Origin of the sequence: Nocardia sp. 2TAF39, assembly GCF_052114905.1 — a bacterium.
Classification (GTDB): domain Bacteria; phylum Actinomycetota; class Actinomycetes; order Mycobacteriales; family Mycobacteriaceae; genus Nocardia.
This window is the reverse complement of sequence record NZ_JBFRFQ010000055.1, coordinates 1-14,739: the sequence shown is the minus strand read 5'-3', so window position 1 is coordinate 14,739 and position 14,739 is coordinate 1. Positions and strand designations below refer to the sequence as shown.

At 66.5% G+C, this 14,739-nt stretch carries 13 protein-coding genes; 10 read left to right on the top strand and 3 right to left on the bottom strand.

The features are described 5' to 3' along the window. Positions 1 to 10 precede the first annotated feature (10 nt). The 5 genes from AB4Z47_RS26530 to AB4Z47_RS26510 all read left to right on the top strand — a co-directional run bounded on the left by AB4Z47_RS26530 (position 11) and on the right by AB4Z47_RS26510 (position 5,886). A complete protein-coding gene (locus AB4Z47_RS26530; protein WP_441954687.1) occupies positions 11 to 1,354 on the top strand; it encodes a cytochrome P450 in 1,344 nt (447 codons plus the stop codon). A 234-nt stretch (positions 1,355 to 1,588) separates the two neighbouring features. Beyond that, positions 1,589 to 2,716: a polyprenyl synthetase family protein gene (locus AB4Z47_RS26525; protein ID WP_441954685.1), complete on the top strand. Its 1,128-nt coding sequence runs from the start codon at positions 1,589 to 1,591 to the stop codon at positions 2,714 to 2,716. Next, entirely contained in the window at positions 2,713 to 3,348 is a 636-nt protein-coding gene (locus tag AB4Z47_RS26520) for a biliverdin-producing heme oxygenase (RefSeq protein ID WP_441954683.1), read from the top strand. Before AB4Z47_RS26525 ends, AB4Z47_RS26520 begins: the two co-directional genes overlap by 4 nt. 394 nt (positions 3,349 to 3,742) lie before the next feature. Next, entirely contained in the window at positions 3,743 to 5,023 is a 1,281-nt protein-coding gene (locus AB4Z47_RS26515) for an MFS transporter (RefSeq protein ID WP_441954681.1), read from the top strand. 308 nt (positions 5,024 to 5,331) lie between these two features. Beyond that, on the top strand, positions 5,332 to 5,886 hold the full coding sequence (locus AB4Z47_RS26510) for a GNAT family N-acetyltransferase (RefSeq protein ID WP_441954679.1): 555 nt from the start codon (positions 5,332 to 5,334) through the stop codon (positions 5,884 to 5,886). Here the strand turns inward: AB4Z47_RS26510 and AB4Z47_RS26505 are convergent. Together AB4Z47_RS26505 and AB4Z47_RS26500 are read right to left on the bottom strand one after the other, a co-directional pair. Continuing rightward, a complete protein-coding gene (locus AB4Z47_RS26505; RefSeq protein WP_441954677.1) occupies positions 5,883 to 7,433 on the bottom strand; it encodes a glycerol-3-phosphate dehydrogenase/oxidase in 1,551 nt (516 codons plus the stop codon). The genes AB4Z47_RS26510 and AB4Z47_RS26505 overlap by 4 nt on opposite strands. A 37-nt stretch (positions 7,434 to 7,470) precedes the next feature. Further along, positions 7,471 to 8,091: a TetR/AcrR family transcriptional regulator gene (locus tag AB4Z47_RS26500; RefSeq protein ID WP_441954675.1), complete on the bottom strand. Its 621-nt coding sequence runs from the start codon at positions 8,089 to 8,091 to the stop codon at positions 7,471 to 7,473. A gap of 177 nt (positions 8,092 to 8,268) precedes the next feature. Here AB4Z47_RS26500 and AB4Z47_RS26495 point away from each other — a divergent pair, with 177 nt between their 5' ends. The 5 genes from AB4Z47_RS26495 (at position 8,269) to AB4Z47_RS26475 (ending at position 13,317) form a co-directional block, all read left to right on the top strand. Next, a complete protein-coding gene (locus AB4Z47_RS26495; RefSeq protein ID WP_441954748.1) occupies positions 8,269 to 9,846 on the top strand; it encodes an FAD-binding oxidoreductase in 1,578 nt (525 codons plus the stop codon). After that, entirely contained in the window at positions 9,843 to 10,799 is a 957-nt protein-coding gene (locus AB4Z47_RS26490; RefSeq protein WP_441954673.1) for a diacylglycerol kinase, read from the top strand. The genes AB4Z47_RS26495 and AB4Z47_RS26490 overlap by 4 nt, the downstream gene beginning before the upstream one ends. Positions 10,800 to 10,985: 186 nt before the next feature. Next, the gene (locus AB4Z47_RS26485) at positions 10,986 to 12,206 is read left to right on the top strand and encodes an erythromycin esterase family protein (protein WP_441954671.1); all 1,221 of its coding nucleotides are present in this window, start codon (positions 10,986 to 10,988) and stop codon (positions 12,204 to 12,206) included. A 371-nt stretch (positions 12,207 to 12,577) separates the two neighbouring features. After that, on the top strand, positions 12,578 to 12,886 hold the full coding sequence (cutA, locus tag AB4Z47_RS26480) for a divalent-cation tolerance protein CutA (protein ID WP_441954669.1): 309 nt from the start codon (positions 12,578 to 12,580) through the stop codon (positions 12,884 to 12,886). A 173-nt stretch (positions 12,887 to 13,059) separates the two neighbouring features. Continuing rightward, complete coding sequence (locus tag AB4Z47_RS26475; RefSeq protein ID WP_441954667.1) at positions 13,060 to 13,317, top strand: hypothetical protein; 258 nt, start codon at positions 13,060 to 13,062, stop codon at positions 13,315 to 13,317. Between the two features lie 217 nt (positions 13,318 to 13,534). On the opposite strand, the gene AB4Z47_RS26470 is transcribed toward AB4Z47_RS26475, so the two are convergent. Then, positions 13,535 to 14,527: a hypothetical protein gene (locus AB4Z47_RS26470; RefSeq protein ID WP_441954665.1), complete on the bottom strand. Its 993-nt coding sequence runs from the start codon at positions 14,525 to 14,527 to the stop codon at positions 13,535 to 13,537. Between the last annotated feature and the right edge of the window lie 212 nt (positions 14,528 to 14,739).

The window sequence follows — 14,739 nt, the reverse complement described above, 5'->3', positions numbered from 1 at the left end:
GGAGGAAGTCGTGTCCGATCCTGCCATAGCTGTTGTCCCGGGTGGTCTTCCGCTGTTGGGGCACGCGTTACAGTTCCGGAAAGACCCGCTGGGTTTCTTCGGGTCCCTTCGTGAGTACGGGGATATCGTCCAGGTCAAGCTGGGGCCGCAGCGGGTGTATGTGATCAACTCCGCGACGCTGGCCCATGAGATGTTGGTCGACAAGCCGCGCAAGTTCGACAAGGGCGCGTCCATCGAAATTACCCGTGACCTGGTGGGTTACGGTCTGGCCAGCTCCGAGGGCGCGATGCATCGCAGCCACCGGCGACTGATGCAGCCGGTGTTCCGCCGTGAACGAATCGTCGAGTACGCGCAGATCATGCGGGAGCAGATCGTCGAACAGATCGGAACGTGGCGAGAGGGGCAGGTTCTCGACGTCCGGCAGGAGATGGCCGCGTTGAGTTTCGCGGTCGCCGCCAAGACGCTGGTGCGCTCCCACCACGGCAAGGAACTGGAGCAGGAAATGCGGCTGAACATGCCGCGCATATTCGAACTGTTGTACCAGCGGATGATCGCGCCGCTTCCGGTGTTGAACAGGCTGCCGTTGGCACGCAACCGGGAATATACGTCGTACCTGGCCCGGCTGCATCCGATAATCGACAAGCTCATCGTCGAATACCGCGCCGAGGGCAACAGCCGTAACGACCTGCTGGCGTTGTTGATCGAGGCACGGGATTCCGAAACCGCAGGTGGGCTGTCCGACGAGGAGATCCACGACCAGATCATCACGATCATGGTGGCCGGGTCCGAGACCAACTCGGCCACACTGACCTGGGTGTTCTACCTGTTGAGCAAGCATCCGGAGGTGGAGCGGCGGCTCCACGAGGAGGTAGATCGGGTGCTCGGCGATAGGCCCGCGGACTATGCGGATGTCCCGAACCTCGTCTATACCGCGCAGGTGATCAGTGAGGCATTACGGTGCTACCCGCCCGCGTGGATACTCACCCGGCGGGCCAACGAAGATCTCGAACTCGGCGGTCACACGATCCCGAACGGATCGTCGGTCATGCTCTGTTCATATGCGGTGCAACGTGATCCGAGAAGTTTCGCCGACCCCGACACGTTCGATCCGGACCGGTGGTCTCCGCAGCGGGTCGGAGAGATCCCGCACAAAGCCATGTTGCACTTCGGTGCCGGTCCCCGGCGCTGCATCGGTGACGTGTTCGCTGTCGTGGAAGCCACCCTGGCGGTGTCGACGATCGCCGCCCGCTGGCGGCTGCGCCCCGATCCGGGTGCGACGACGGCCTTGGAAACGGTTGTCGCAGCAACTCTGATCCCACGCAGTCTGTTGCTGACCGCGGAAAAGAGACGTTGATGGTGGGCGGCATCCTGCCCGGCACGGCTTCCACTGCCGTCGCGGACGCCTCGACCGGCCGCGCTGACCGAACCGCACAAATATTCAGCCGAACCGAATCCTCCCCATATTGGGAAACCATCCGGTCCGCATCGTCCATACACTCCTCCACAATGCACGGCCTCCACCGAAGGACTGGGGCCGGAGGTCGGCCGCCCCCGAAGTCCTCGGGTCGGCCCGATAGGAGAGGCACAGATGACTGCCGTCGAGAATGACACACAGGTGAGCGAGTTCGTGCGCGGCGACTCCGAACGGCTGGAAACGGATCTTCGGGTATTCCTGTCCGAACTGACGGTCTCGGCGTCGAAAGTGGCCGGCGCGGCCTACGGGCCGCGGGAGCTGGACACCGCACTGCGGCAGTCGTTTCACGACCCGATCACCGACGCGCTCGGCTCGAAGGTGGGGCAGGAGGCCCTGCGACCGGCAGGCGGTCCCGGCTTCCGGCCATCGATCGTGTACTGGGTCTTCCGCAACTACCGGGGCTTCGCCAGCACCGGCGAGGCGGCGGCCGACTTGGCGGTCATCCGCCGGGTGGCGGTCGCGGTCCGAATTCTGTTGAAGGCCGCGGTCGTTCTCGACGACATCGAGGACGGTAGTGCGGTGCGATACGGCGAGCCCGCACTGCATGCCACCCACGGGGTTCCGCTTGCCCTCAACACCGGAGCCTGGATGGTGCTCGCCGCGCTGCGCCACGTGGAAACACCCGCCGTCGTGAACTACCTCGTGCAGACCGTCGAGAACGGCTTCATCGGTCAGGCGATAGATATGTCCACCCGGCTGGCCGAGGTCCGGCGCGACATCGTCGCGGCCGAGGTGAACGATCGGGTGAAGTTCTGGGAGTCGGTCGCGACGCTGAAGACCTCGACGCTGTTCCGGATGCCACTGAACGCGGCCGCGACCGCGTTGCGGGTGCCGGACGACGAACTGACGGTACTCGATGACGCGATGCGGCAGCTGGGCTTGGCGAGCCAGATCTTCAACGACCTCACCGATTTCGTGCCCGAGTTCGGCGGGGCCAACACGTACGAGGATTTCGACGGGCTCACCAATCGGGTATGCCTCGAACTGCTCGGCGCCGAACCCACGTTGCCCGAGTTCGGCACCGACATGGTCGGCGACCGGTTGAAGACGTTCACGCTCGGTCACCCCGAGCTCCGCGAGACGATCGTCGAGCTCGCCGCCCAGGCGGTCGAGCTCAAGGAAGACGCCAAGAGCCGGATTCACCAACTGTGCCGGTCGACAGACAGCGCAACGTATTTCGACATGACGATCGATCGCAAGGGTCACGTGATGGATCGGCTGTATGCCGCGGTTCGCGCATGATCATGCAGCGGCTTCGCGCCGAAACCCGGGCATGGCATGACGCACTGGAAGCAACGCCTTTCAGTCTCGAACTTTTGAACCGGTCACTGTTACTCGGCCGATATGTGGGTCAGCTGAGGGCTTACCGGATCATCCTCGACGCTCTGGAGACCGGGCTGGCTGGTTCGGACGACCCGATCGTGGCCGCGGTGTGGCGCTCCGACCTCGCGAAAGTGCCTTTGTTGGAACAGGATCTGGAGTTCTTCGATGCCGTGCCCGCCGATGACATGGCGGCCACGGCACTCACCGTGGCGGACCGGTTCGCGGCGGTGATCTCCGAGCGTATGGCGAAAGACCCCGTCTCGTTGTTGGGGTTCCTGTACGTCATGGAAGGTTCCACGATGGGCGGATTGGAGCTCACGCCACATGTCCGCGCGACATTCGGACTGGCCGACGGTCGTGGGCTCACCTACTACGGCAGCGGTGACCGGCAGCGCTGGACAGCCTTCGCCGCTCGGATGGATGAGGCTGTTGTCGACGAGCCCCTGCAGCAACTGGTGCTGGCGGCGGCGGACAAGGGCTACCGGGCGATAGCGGACACGCTCGCCGCACTGTCTCGTCCGGATCACGAAGACTCGACGCCTGGGGAGTAGCGCCGATCGATACCCTGAGCCTGATTACTTCGGCGGGCGGGTCTCCAGGTCTTTCGTAGATGCGCCGAGATGTCGCTCCCTGAGCAGGATCGGTTGTGACGCTCTTGGTCACCGGATCGACTTCGGTCGCGCGCAGTACGTCATCGCTGAGCTGTGTATCGGTCCTATGCGCGCCAAGGACTTCGGACCTACTCGTGTAGATGTGGATCCCGGCCAGGATCTGGTCCAGGTGCCCGGAGCTCGACATCGGCTGCCCCAGCGTCTTTGGTGTGGCTCGAACGCCCCGGGCTGACTTCCTTTCTTCCCCGAATTGGGAACGATAGGGACTCGGCGGCTGCGGTATAGCGGTCATCATGTTCGCGGCAGCGATCGGCGGCACGGTGAGGGAGTCGGCATGGTGGACCGAAGTGAGCCGGCCGTGCCCAGACTGACCAGGGATCAGCGATGGTCGGTGGCGGCGGCTCAGCTCGGCTGGACGGTCGATGCCCTCGATTATTTCGTCATCGTTTTCATTTATCCCGCCGTTGCGGAAACATTTCGTCTCGGCCTGGTCGACGTTGCTTTCCTGGCGACGGCTACTCTGATCATGAGGCCGGTCGGTGCATCAATTTTCGGCCTGTGGGCCGACCGAATGGGGCGAAGTATACCCTTGCTGGCGAATGCGGCATTCTATTCCGTCGCGGGATTGCTGTGTGCATTTGCCCCGAACTTTACTGTGCTGGTCGTGCTACGCCTGCTGTACGGTATCGGCATGGGGGCCGAGTGGGGCCTCGGGGCGGCACTGACGATGGAGAAGGTTCCGGTCGGACGTCGCGGATTCTTCTCCAGTCTCATACAGCAAGGCGAGCCGTGTGGATATCTGTTGGCATCGATGGCGTCGCTGCTGGTGATGAACCTGTGTGGACTGTCGTGGCGCTGGATGTTCGTCGTCACCACTATTCCGGCACTAATTGGTCTGGTAATTCGGGTGCAAATCACCGAGTCCAGTGTGTGGGAGCACACGCAGGCGCGTATGCGGATATCCGGTGTTTCGACACGAAATATCCTCATGCATCCGAAGAATATTCGGCGCTTCGGCTACCTTGTACTGTTGATGACGGTATTCCACTGGATGGCACTCGCCACTCAGGACATCTATCCCACCTTCCTTTCCGATGCACACCATGGTGGTGTGGGATTGTCAACCGCGACCGCGCGATGGATCGCCGTCATATACAACGTGGGGGCGATCATCGGAGGCTTCATGTGCGGCTCGCTGTCGCAGCGCATCGGACGGCGCACGACGATTGTGTCGTGCACCGTGCTGGCGTTGCTCACGACGCCGATTGCTTTTTGGACACACAGTGCCGTGCTCCTCGGATCGGGTGCATTCCTGATGCAGATGATGGTGATGGGTGCATGGTCCGGAATTCCCGTGTATCTGACCGAGATGTCACCGGATGCGGTCCGTGCTTTCTATCCGGGAATGGCATACCAGGTCGGTTTGGTGTTCGCGGCATTCGCCTTGCCTGTTCAGCAGCACCTCGCCGATGCACAGGGATATCCGCTCGCCCTCACGGTGACCGTAGTGCCCGTGTTCATCGTGCTGGCCGCACTGACTTCGACCGGACGTGAGCCGGTCCGGGGGCAATGGGGATCCGAACACTCCGAGGGTACGACAGCGGCTGCTCTTTGACACAGCCGGAGACCACGCGGATATCCTCAGCGCTGGCGCATACGCGGTCAGCTATTCATCCGTAGGATTCAACGGAATTCCCCCGCTCGCCACCTATTGCATTTGATCGAGACGATCGTCCAGCCCGCCGCGCAGGCGGTCGATCTCGAGGATGACGCCAAGCGCCGGATTCACCAACTGCGCCGGTCGACGGACAGCGCAACGTATTTCGACATGACGATCGGTCGCAGGGGTCGTGGTGGACCGGTTGCCTGCTGCGGGCGGAAAACTCGCTGGCCCGGCCGCGGCCGTCGGCGCACAATGGCCCGATGATCCGCCCGGCGACGACGCATGACCTTCCAGCGCTGCAGGACATCGAGCGCGCGGCCGGTGCGCCGTTTGCGGAGGTCGGCATGACAGCAGTGGCCGACGACGAGCCGCCCACACTGGACATGTTGCGTGAGTTCCAGCGGGCCGGGCGCGCCTGGGTCTGGGCCGATGACGCCGACCACCCGATCGGTTACCTGATTCTGGGCGTCGTCGACGGCCTCGCCCACATCGACCAGGTCTCGGTGCGCCCCGATTACGCAGGGCAGCGGATCGGTCAGCGGCTCATGGAGCGGGCCGTGCGGTGGGCAGAAGCCGAGGGAATGGTGGCGATCACGCTGACCACGTTCACCGAGGTCGCCTGGAATGGACCGTATTACGAGCGACTCGGCTTCCGCTACCTGCCGGTGCACGAGGAGACACCCGGCCTGCGGGCGCTGCGGGCGGCCGAACGCGCCAACGGCCTCGACCAGTGGCCGCGCGCGTGTATGCGCGCGGAACTCGCCGCGTGGTCGATGGACCGACCCGAGCACGGGTGCGGCGAGAACGGGTCCTAGGAGATAGGCGCGAGCGCCGCCGCGGCGGCCGCGGCGGCGGCTGCCCGGTCCTCGGCGACCAGTCCGATGCGGGTACGCCGATCCAACAGATCATCGGCGTCGAGCGCGCCCTCATGCGAGACCGCGAACGCGAATTCGGCACCGATCACATCCATTCCGGGCGCTACGGGTTCGGCAAGCGCAGGATCGCGGCGCGCCGCGGCCAGGACCGTGGCCGCCTCGTTGCCGTAGCGCTCGATCAGCACCGAAGAGGCGTCGATACGATCGCGCGCCGCCCCGGAGACCGCGCCCACCAACGGAATTCGCCGAGTGCGGCACGGCTTCGCAGTGAGCCCGCCGAACGCGACCGCCGCGTCGACGGCGTCCTCCGCCATCCGCCGATAGGTGGTGAGCTTGCCGCCGACAACCGTGACGACACCGGTGGGCGCGTGTAGCACCGCGTGCTTGCGCGAGATGTCGGCCGTGCTGTCTTCGGCGGTCTGCAGTAGCGGGCGCAGCCCCGCATACGAACCGCGAATATCGGCGCGCGTCAACGGCTCTCGCAGCGCGGGGTTGATCGTGTCGAGCAGGAAGTCGATTTCGGCGTCGGTCGGCTTCGGCTGGTCTGGCACGGGCCCGGGTGCGTCCTCGTCGGTCAGGCCCAGGTAAACCCGGCCGTGCGCGGCGGGGAAGGCGAAGACGAACCGGCTGGTGCTGCCGGGTACCGGCACGGTCAGCGAGGCGTTGAGGCCGTCGAAGGACGCGGCGGAGAACACCAGGTGGGTGCCGCGGCTCGGGCGCAACTCGATGCTGGGATCGACCTGGTCGGCCCATACGCCGGTGGCGTTCACCACCGCGCGCGGCCGCAGCTCGAGGGTCTCGCCGGTCAGAGTGTCGCGCAGCGTCGCCGAATTTCCGGTCACGTCGAGGGCTTCCGCGCGGGTCAGCACCGTCGCGCCCTGCGCCGCTGCGGTGCGTGCCAGGGCGACTACCAGGCGCGCGTCGTCGACGAGCTGCCCGTCCCACGACTGCAACCCGCCGCGCAACCCCTCGCGGCGCACGGTCGGCGCGAGCCGCAACGCCTCGGCGGCGGCGACACGGCGTGACCGGGGCAGGATCGCGGCAGGTGTTCCCGCGCCTCGCCGCAGCACGTCGCCGGCCAGGAAACCAGCGCGCACCAGCGCGCTCTGCGCTGGGCCGATGCCAGGGACCAGCGGCACAAGCTGCGGTAACGGGCGCACCAGATGCGGTGCGGTGGTGCGAATCAGGATGCCGCGTTCTACCGCGCTCTCGTGGGCGATGCCGACCCGGCCGCCGGCCAGGTAACGCAGCCCGCCGTGGATCAGCTTGGAACTCCAACGGCTGGTGCCGAAGGCCAGATCGTGGCGTTCCACCAGGACGGTCCGCAGTCCGCGGGCGGCGGCGTCGAGCGCGGTGCCTGTACCGGTGGCGCCGCCGCCGATCACCAGGATGTCGATCTCGGCGCCGTCGCCGAGCCGGCGCAGATCCGCGGCGCGGCGGTCGGCGTTCAGTGCGGAGTCTCCGGTACGCACCCAATTCGTGGTCATCGCAATGCCTTTCCGATCGAGGAGGGTGCCGCGGTGCTCATCGCGGCTGGTTCCTGCCGTCGCCGAGGTAGCCGTCGATCGCGCGACGGAGCTCGGTGTCGAGGTCCTCGCCCGCGAGCATCGGCGCGACGGTGCCCGCCGACTGCACCGCGGACTGGGCGATCAGCAGCACCATGGTGGCCATCCTGTCCGGATCGCCGTCGCGGATGGAGCCGTCCTGCCTGCCCTCGCGGATGCCCGCTGCGAACAGCTCGATCAGCGCCCGCTGGTTGCGGCCGAGTCTGCCGAACACGTAGGTGAGCATCAGATCGGTGTCGGTGCGGAAGATCTTTCCGAACAACGGATTCGACCGGATCTTCGCGGCGCCCGCGACCACGCCTTCGACCAGTCTGGCGCGCGCCGTGCCCGCGGACGGCATGGTCGCCGCGACGATGCCGCGTAGCTCGCGCACCAGCAGCTCGGCCACCAGCGAGCCGGTGTCCGGCCAGCGGCGGTAGACGGTCGGCCTGCTGACGCCCGCCCGGCGTGCCACCTCGGTGAGCGTGGTGCGGCGTACGCCGAACTCCTGCACGCAGGCGCGAGCCGCGTCGAGGATCGCGAGGTCGATGGCGGAGAGTGCGTGCTCGGTGTCGTCGGTGGTCTCATCGGGAGCGGTCAAGGTGTCACCACTGGTAGTCGGTCTGTCGGAGGCTCGGCCGCCGACCAGGAGAAAGGGGCTGACATTCGTTACTGCTTGACAGTACATGTCAGACTGTAACGCATGGCGACGCAGCAGCACACCGTCGAGGGCTCGGCTCTCCCGGCAGGCCCCGTGGTCAGCGGGTCTGCGGCGAGTATGGTCTGGGATGCCTGGGGTATCCCTGCCGGACACAAACCACTTTCCGCGCGGATCCGGGGCCTGCTGACACAGGTGTTCGGGGTGTCCGGCGACCCGGCGGCGCGACGCGATGAGGGCGACGTGCCACTGCGTGACTCGGCGCTCACATCCGCGCAGCGAGCCGGGTTGGCCGATGTGGTCGGCGCTGACAACCTGTCGGCCGACCACCGCGAGCGGTTGCTGCACGCGGGTGGCAAGAGCACGCCGGATCTGTTGCGCCGCCGCGCCGAGGGCCCGCAGGACGCGCCCGACGCGGTCGTCTTTCCCACCGATCACGACCAGGTCCTCGCCGTGCTCGCCTACTGTGCCGAGAACGCGGTCGCCGTGGTTCCGTTCGGCGGCGGCACCAGCGTCGTCGGCGGTGTCGATCCCGTGCGCGGTCGCTTCGACGCGGTGGTCGCGCTGGACCTGCGCAGACTCGACACCATCACCCGGATAGATCCGGTCAGCGGCACCGCGACGCTCGGTGCGGGACTCACCGGTCCGCGCGCGGAGCAACTACTCGGCGCGCACGGACTTTCGCTCGGCCACTTCCCGCAGAGCTTCGAATTCGCCAGTATCGGCGGATTCGCCGCGACGCGGTCCTCCGGTCAGGCGTCGGCAGGCTACGGCCGCTTCGACGACATGGTGCAGCGGCTGAAGATCGCCACGCCCAGCGGCACCCTCGAACTCGGCCGCGCCCCCGCCTCGGCCGCGGGACCGGACCTGCGCGAGCTGTTCGTCGGCTCCGAGGGGACGCTCGGCGTGATCACCGAGGTTACGCTTCGGGTGCATCCGGTCCCGGAAGCCGTTGCCTACCAAGCATGGTCGTTTCCCGACTTCGAAACAGGCGCCGCGGCACTGCGCTCGGTCGTGCAGGCCGGCGCGGCACCTACCGTCCTTCGGCTGTCCGACGAGGCGGAGACCGGAATCAACCTGGCCCGCTCCGGCGACATCGGCGGCAACCCGATAGCTGGCTGTCTGGCCATCACCACTGTCGAAGGCAGCGCGGTGCACGTCGCGGCCCGCAGCGTCGAGGCGAACGCCCTGCTCGCCGCGGCGGGCGGCACCGCGCTCGGGCCGACGCCCGCCGAGGAGTGGGAGCACGGACGTTTCGCGGCGCCGTACCTGCGCGACGCGTTGCTGGACGTCGGCGTGCTGTGCGAAACACTCGAGACCGCGACCACCTGGTCGAACGTGACGGCGCTGAAGGCGAAAGTGACCGGCGCGCTGACTGACGCGCTCGGTGGGCAGGGCACGCCGCCGCTGGTCATGTGCCATATCTCGCATACCTATCCGACCGGCGCGTCGCTGTACTTCACCGTCATCGCCAAGCAACTGGACGACCCGATCGTCCAGTGGCACGTCGCCAAGCAGGCTGTCGGCGACGCCATCGTGGCGGCGGGCGGTACCATCACCCACCACCATGCGGTCGGCACCGACCACCGGCCGTGGCTACCGGACGAGGTCGGCGACCTGGGTGTGCGCGTCCTGCGCGCGGTGAAGGCCGAACTCGACCCCGCGGGCATCTTGAATCCCGGGAAGTTGGTACCGTGACCGGGAGTTCGCTCGTGCGGGCGGTCACCGTGGTGACCAATCCGCAGTCCGGGCTCGGCAGGGGAAACGAAATGGCGAGCGCCGCGATCGCCCGGTTCCGTACGCGTGGCGCCGAGGTCACCGAGGTGTGTGCCCCGACGGCCGCCGAATCGGTTCGGCAGGTGCGGGATTCGATCGCAAGTTCAGGGCCGAAACCCGATGCGGTGGTCTGTATCGGTGGGGACGGTCTGATCAATGTGATTCTCGCGGCCGTTGCCGAGACCGGCGTCCCGCTCGGCATGGTTCCCGCGGGCACCGGCAACGATCTGGCCAGGGAGCTCGGTGTGCCGACGGACGCCCCGATCGCGGCGGCCGATCTCATACTGAACGGACGGACCAGGACCATCGACCTCGGGCGCATCGATTTTCCCGCGCCCGGCCCGACGCCGATGTGGTTCGCGACCGTGACCGGCACGGGCTTCGACGCACGCGTTACCCTGCGCGCCAACGACATGCGCTGGCCGAAGGGGCGGCTGCGCTACACGGTCGCGGCACTGGCCGAGATCTCCGGTCGCTTCACCGTGCCCTACCGCGTCGAGTTGACCGGTGCGGTCACCGAGGGGCTGACCAACCCGGGTGCGGGCTCCCTGCTGGAGACCGAGGCGGTCATGGTCGCGGTCGGCAACACCCGCACCTACGGCGGCGGCATGCTGATCTGCCCGGATGCGGTGCTGGACGACGGACTGCTCGACCTGACCGTGGTCGGCGCGCTGTCCCGGATGGAGATGCTGCGCCTGCTTCCCGCGCTGTCGGCGGGCAAGCGCCAGAATCATCCGGAGGTCAAGCAGTTCCGAGCCGCGGCGGTCACGCTCACCGCGCCGGGCGCGCCCGCGACCGCGGACGGCGAGCCCGCCGGTACCTTGCCCGTCACCATCCGCGCGGTGCCCGGGGCACTGACCGTATTGGTGCCCTGATCACGGGGTGAGCCCGAACCGCGGCATCGGTGTCCGGGCCTGCCGGATCCCGTGGCTGACCTTCGCTTCGCCCGCAATTGACTTTGTGGTCAAATGTAATTAACTTTATCTACAAAGGTATTTTTGATCGTTCTCCATGGCCCGCGCTGGTGCGGCTGGGCCGTTAGCTCACCCTATGGAGTCATCATGTCGTATGAGACGCGGAACGCCGCGGAAGTGACGCACTGGATCCGCGACGCCGCGCACCCCCTCGCCACGGTCGAAGCGGATGGGGCACCAGCGGATCTCGCGCCGTTGGCCGATCGGGCCGGTGACGCCGTCGTCGTCGGAGTCGGCACGACCACCCGCGCTGGGCACGAGCTGTCCGCAACGGCGCATCGCATATTGCGAATATTGGTGGAGAGCAAGGGGTTTCGGGCGCTCGCGCTGCTCGATGACGAATCCGTCGTCGGGGCCATGGACGAATACGTGCGGACGGGCGCCGGTGACCCGCGGGCGATCCTGAGCGACGCGTGGGTGCCGTGGCGCACCGCCGAGACACTCGCCGTCCTGGAATGGGCGCGCAACTTCAATCGCGCGCATCCGCGCGACCCGTTGCACCTGTTCGGCCTGACTCCAGCGGATGCCAAACTGTCGCATTACGCGCAAGTAGCACGGTTCGTCGAGACCGTTGCGCCGCAACGGGTCGGAGACCTGAGATCCCACTACGACCCGATCATGACAGCCCATCGGCTGGGTGAGCACATTCAGCGCGCGAACGGCACCCATCCCGGGCGCCCGTTCGCCGACCACGCCAAAGACGCGCTGACGCTGGTCGAGTCGTTGCCGGGCGCCGCCGACACGCCCGACATCCTGGACGTGGCCCGCCTCATCCTGCGATACCACGAGAACAGCACCGCCTCGGGTCGCCGCGACTTCGCTGCCGAGACCGCCGATGCCGCCCGCCGTATCGTGGACTGGCACGACCGCACCGGGCATCGGATCGTGTACTGGGAGGGGGTGTCGAACACCGCGGTCGCGCAACAGCTCACCCTGGCTGCCATGTCACAGGAATTCCCGACCACAGGATCCTTGCTCCGGAACCGATTCGGAATCGGCTATCTGTCGGTCGCGATCACGTTCCATCACGGCAATGTTCGCGCCGACCTGGCCGTTCCCGAGCCGGCGGAGGACTTCGCCGACACCGTGCTCGCCCAACCCGAACTCGGGAACTACTTGCTCGATTTGCGGACCGCACCCGCGGGAGCGGTCCAGCGGTGGCTGCGTCGGCCCGCCAAGCTCCGTCTGATCGTCGGAACCTACAGCCCCGACCGCGACACCGACCACCACATCGCCGGTGCCGGCCTGGGCGACTGGTTCGACATCGTGCTCCACATCCGAACCATCACCCCGACACACTCGCTGTAGTCGCAGAACAGGCGAATCATCAGGTGGTAGCCGCGAATCGTTGCCTGACCCAGTCGGCCGTCGCTGGCCGACGTCGGCGCGGTGAAGTCCTCAACATCCGATGCCGTCCACGCTCACGGGTAGGCGTCGGTGAAGCGGCGGATCGACGCGATCCGCCTGCTCACTGGCGACCAACTTGGCGTGATCCTGGTGTTCGATCGTCGGTGGGGGCGGTGCCCGCAACTCTCGAGCTGCACGATTCGGCACTCGCCGGTGCCGTGAAGGGGGCCCTGCGATGAAGCCCAACCAGTAACTCGCTGATCGGACCAGGCCGACCCGATTTCTCCGAGTCCGCCTAGTCTGTCGGCATGCCAACCGCAAGGGTGTGGTCGATGACTACCACGACACCAACCGAAGCCTCCGCAAAAGATGTTGCGCGCGCCATCGTCGCGGAGCGACTGGCTGCAGGCGCCGAGATCACCGGGCCCGCAGTCTCCGTCTTCTGGCATTTGGGTGAGCTCGGCGAGGGCCAGGAGTGGCGGGTCATCGCCCGGACGGGAGCAGCCGCACTAGAGAAGCTGGCGGCGCGCGTCAGCGAACTGCACCCCTGGGACAGTCCCGAAGTGACCGCTACGCCGATATCTTGGTGCACCGACACATACGCCGAGTGGGTCGAGCGAGCTACAGCCGGGCCGGAATAGGAACCTGGGCTGTCTCTGCCCGCAGGCCCGGCCCTCCTGCATTCGGCACCGCCGCATCGTTGGGCCACCCCACGCACCCGCGTCAGCGGGCGCACGGACGCCACTTGCATGGCCAACGCAAGCGCCTGCTCTCGTCTAGGATCGAATCGCGCGGTTGCAGGAGCACCTTCTCGGTGAGTAAGTCTATGTCGTGGTACCCGTCGCTGAAAGTTGACGGAACGGTTCGCGGGTTGTGGCAGGCTGGGGCGGTGGTGTTGCTGTGCACCGCGGTCATGCCCGGGTTGGGCAGGGCGTTATCGGCAGCGCTGGCACCGCGGCGCAAGCCGCTGGCCGTTCATGATCCGGGCAAGATCGTGCTGGATCTGGCGGTGTCGGTGGCTATCGGCGGGGAACTGTGCCGCCGATTTGGCGGTATTGTGCTGCAAGCCTGAGGTTTTCGGGTCTGTAGTGTCTGGTTCGACGATGTCGCGGACGATTACGGCGCTGGCAGCTGGTGCGCCGAAAGTATTGTGCGCGATAGCTTCTACGTGTGTGCGGTAGACCCGCGACGGCCACGGTCAGCTACCGGTGACGCAGTGGTGCCCGGCCACTGCGATATCGCCGCGCGGCGACCACAATCAAGCTGCGTCTCGAGCGGACCGAGGAAGGTCAGATCAGCGGCAGCTCGGCCATACGCGCATCGAGCGTCCGTGCGGCCTCGGAGCCCGGAGCCCGGACATGTATCAATGTACGGGCGTTGTGCAGTTGGCCAGAGACCCGCGCTGACCCGTTCGAGGTCTCGGCCTCCACGCCCTCGAGGATTGCGCTCAGCCCGGCGTCGAGGTCCCCGGCGTCGATGTGGATCGTTCCGAGCAGGATGTGGGACGCTGCGCGGTCTCGGACAGCTTGCAGCCTCAGCGATTCTTCGGCAGCTTCGATCGCTGCTGTGAGGTCACCGATCTGGTGAAGTGCCTTGGCGCGCATACGGGCAACATGTGCCGCTGTGCAGAAGTAGGCCAGTGACTGTTCCGGCGTGCGCGGTGTGGTGACGTCGAAGCTGTCGGCCCGATTCAGTGCTTGCCGTGTGTCGGAGGCGTGTCCTGCTTTGGCCTGGGCGAGAGCCGTGATGCCGGCTGTGTGCGCGCGGAGTAGCGGATCGCCTGACCGAGAGGCGCGCATCTCGGCCGCGGCTGCCTGGTCGGCGGCCACGGAGGGCTTGCCGACTTCCTCGGTCATCCCGGACCACTCCGCCATTGCCATCGCACCGGCGGCGTCGTCACCGATCTCGTCCGCGACGTCTCGCGCGGTTTCGAAATGCTCCTCCGCTGAGCCAGTACGCCCCAGGTCGAACAGTTGCCATCCGGCCGAGGTGGAGATCTTGCTGCGAATCGACTTCAACCGGCGTTCCAGCGGATCCCGTAGACCGGCGAGCAACGCCTCGGCGATGTCGACCTGGGCAAGTGTTGTGCGGATCGCAGCCTGCGGGCCGAGTAGATCATCCTGAAGTCGAGCTTGGTTGAGCATCGCCTCGATGTTGTCCAAAACAGCTGTGTCGACGCGGCGCGGAGTCGCGACCGCGCGGATTGTGCGTTCGACCTCGTCGGCACTGAGCGCAGCCGTGATCGCTGGCGCTGCTGCCGTGATGACGGCGATTGCTCTCATCAGCTCTCGGCGCTGCACTTCGTCAACCTCCTCGCCGCCCCGATTCCAGCGTAGGGCAGCTTCTGTCGGCGGAACGTGAAAACTGATCACCGCGCGGCAACTCAAAATGGACCATCTGGTCGGTGACCCTGGCTTGATCCGAGCCAGGGAGGACCGAAGGGATGCTTGCTGTGGAGGATTGGGCTGAGATTCGTCGTTTGCGCCGGTCAGAG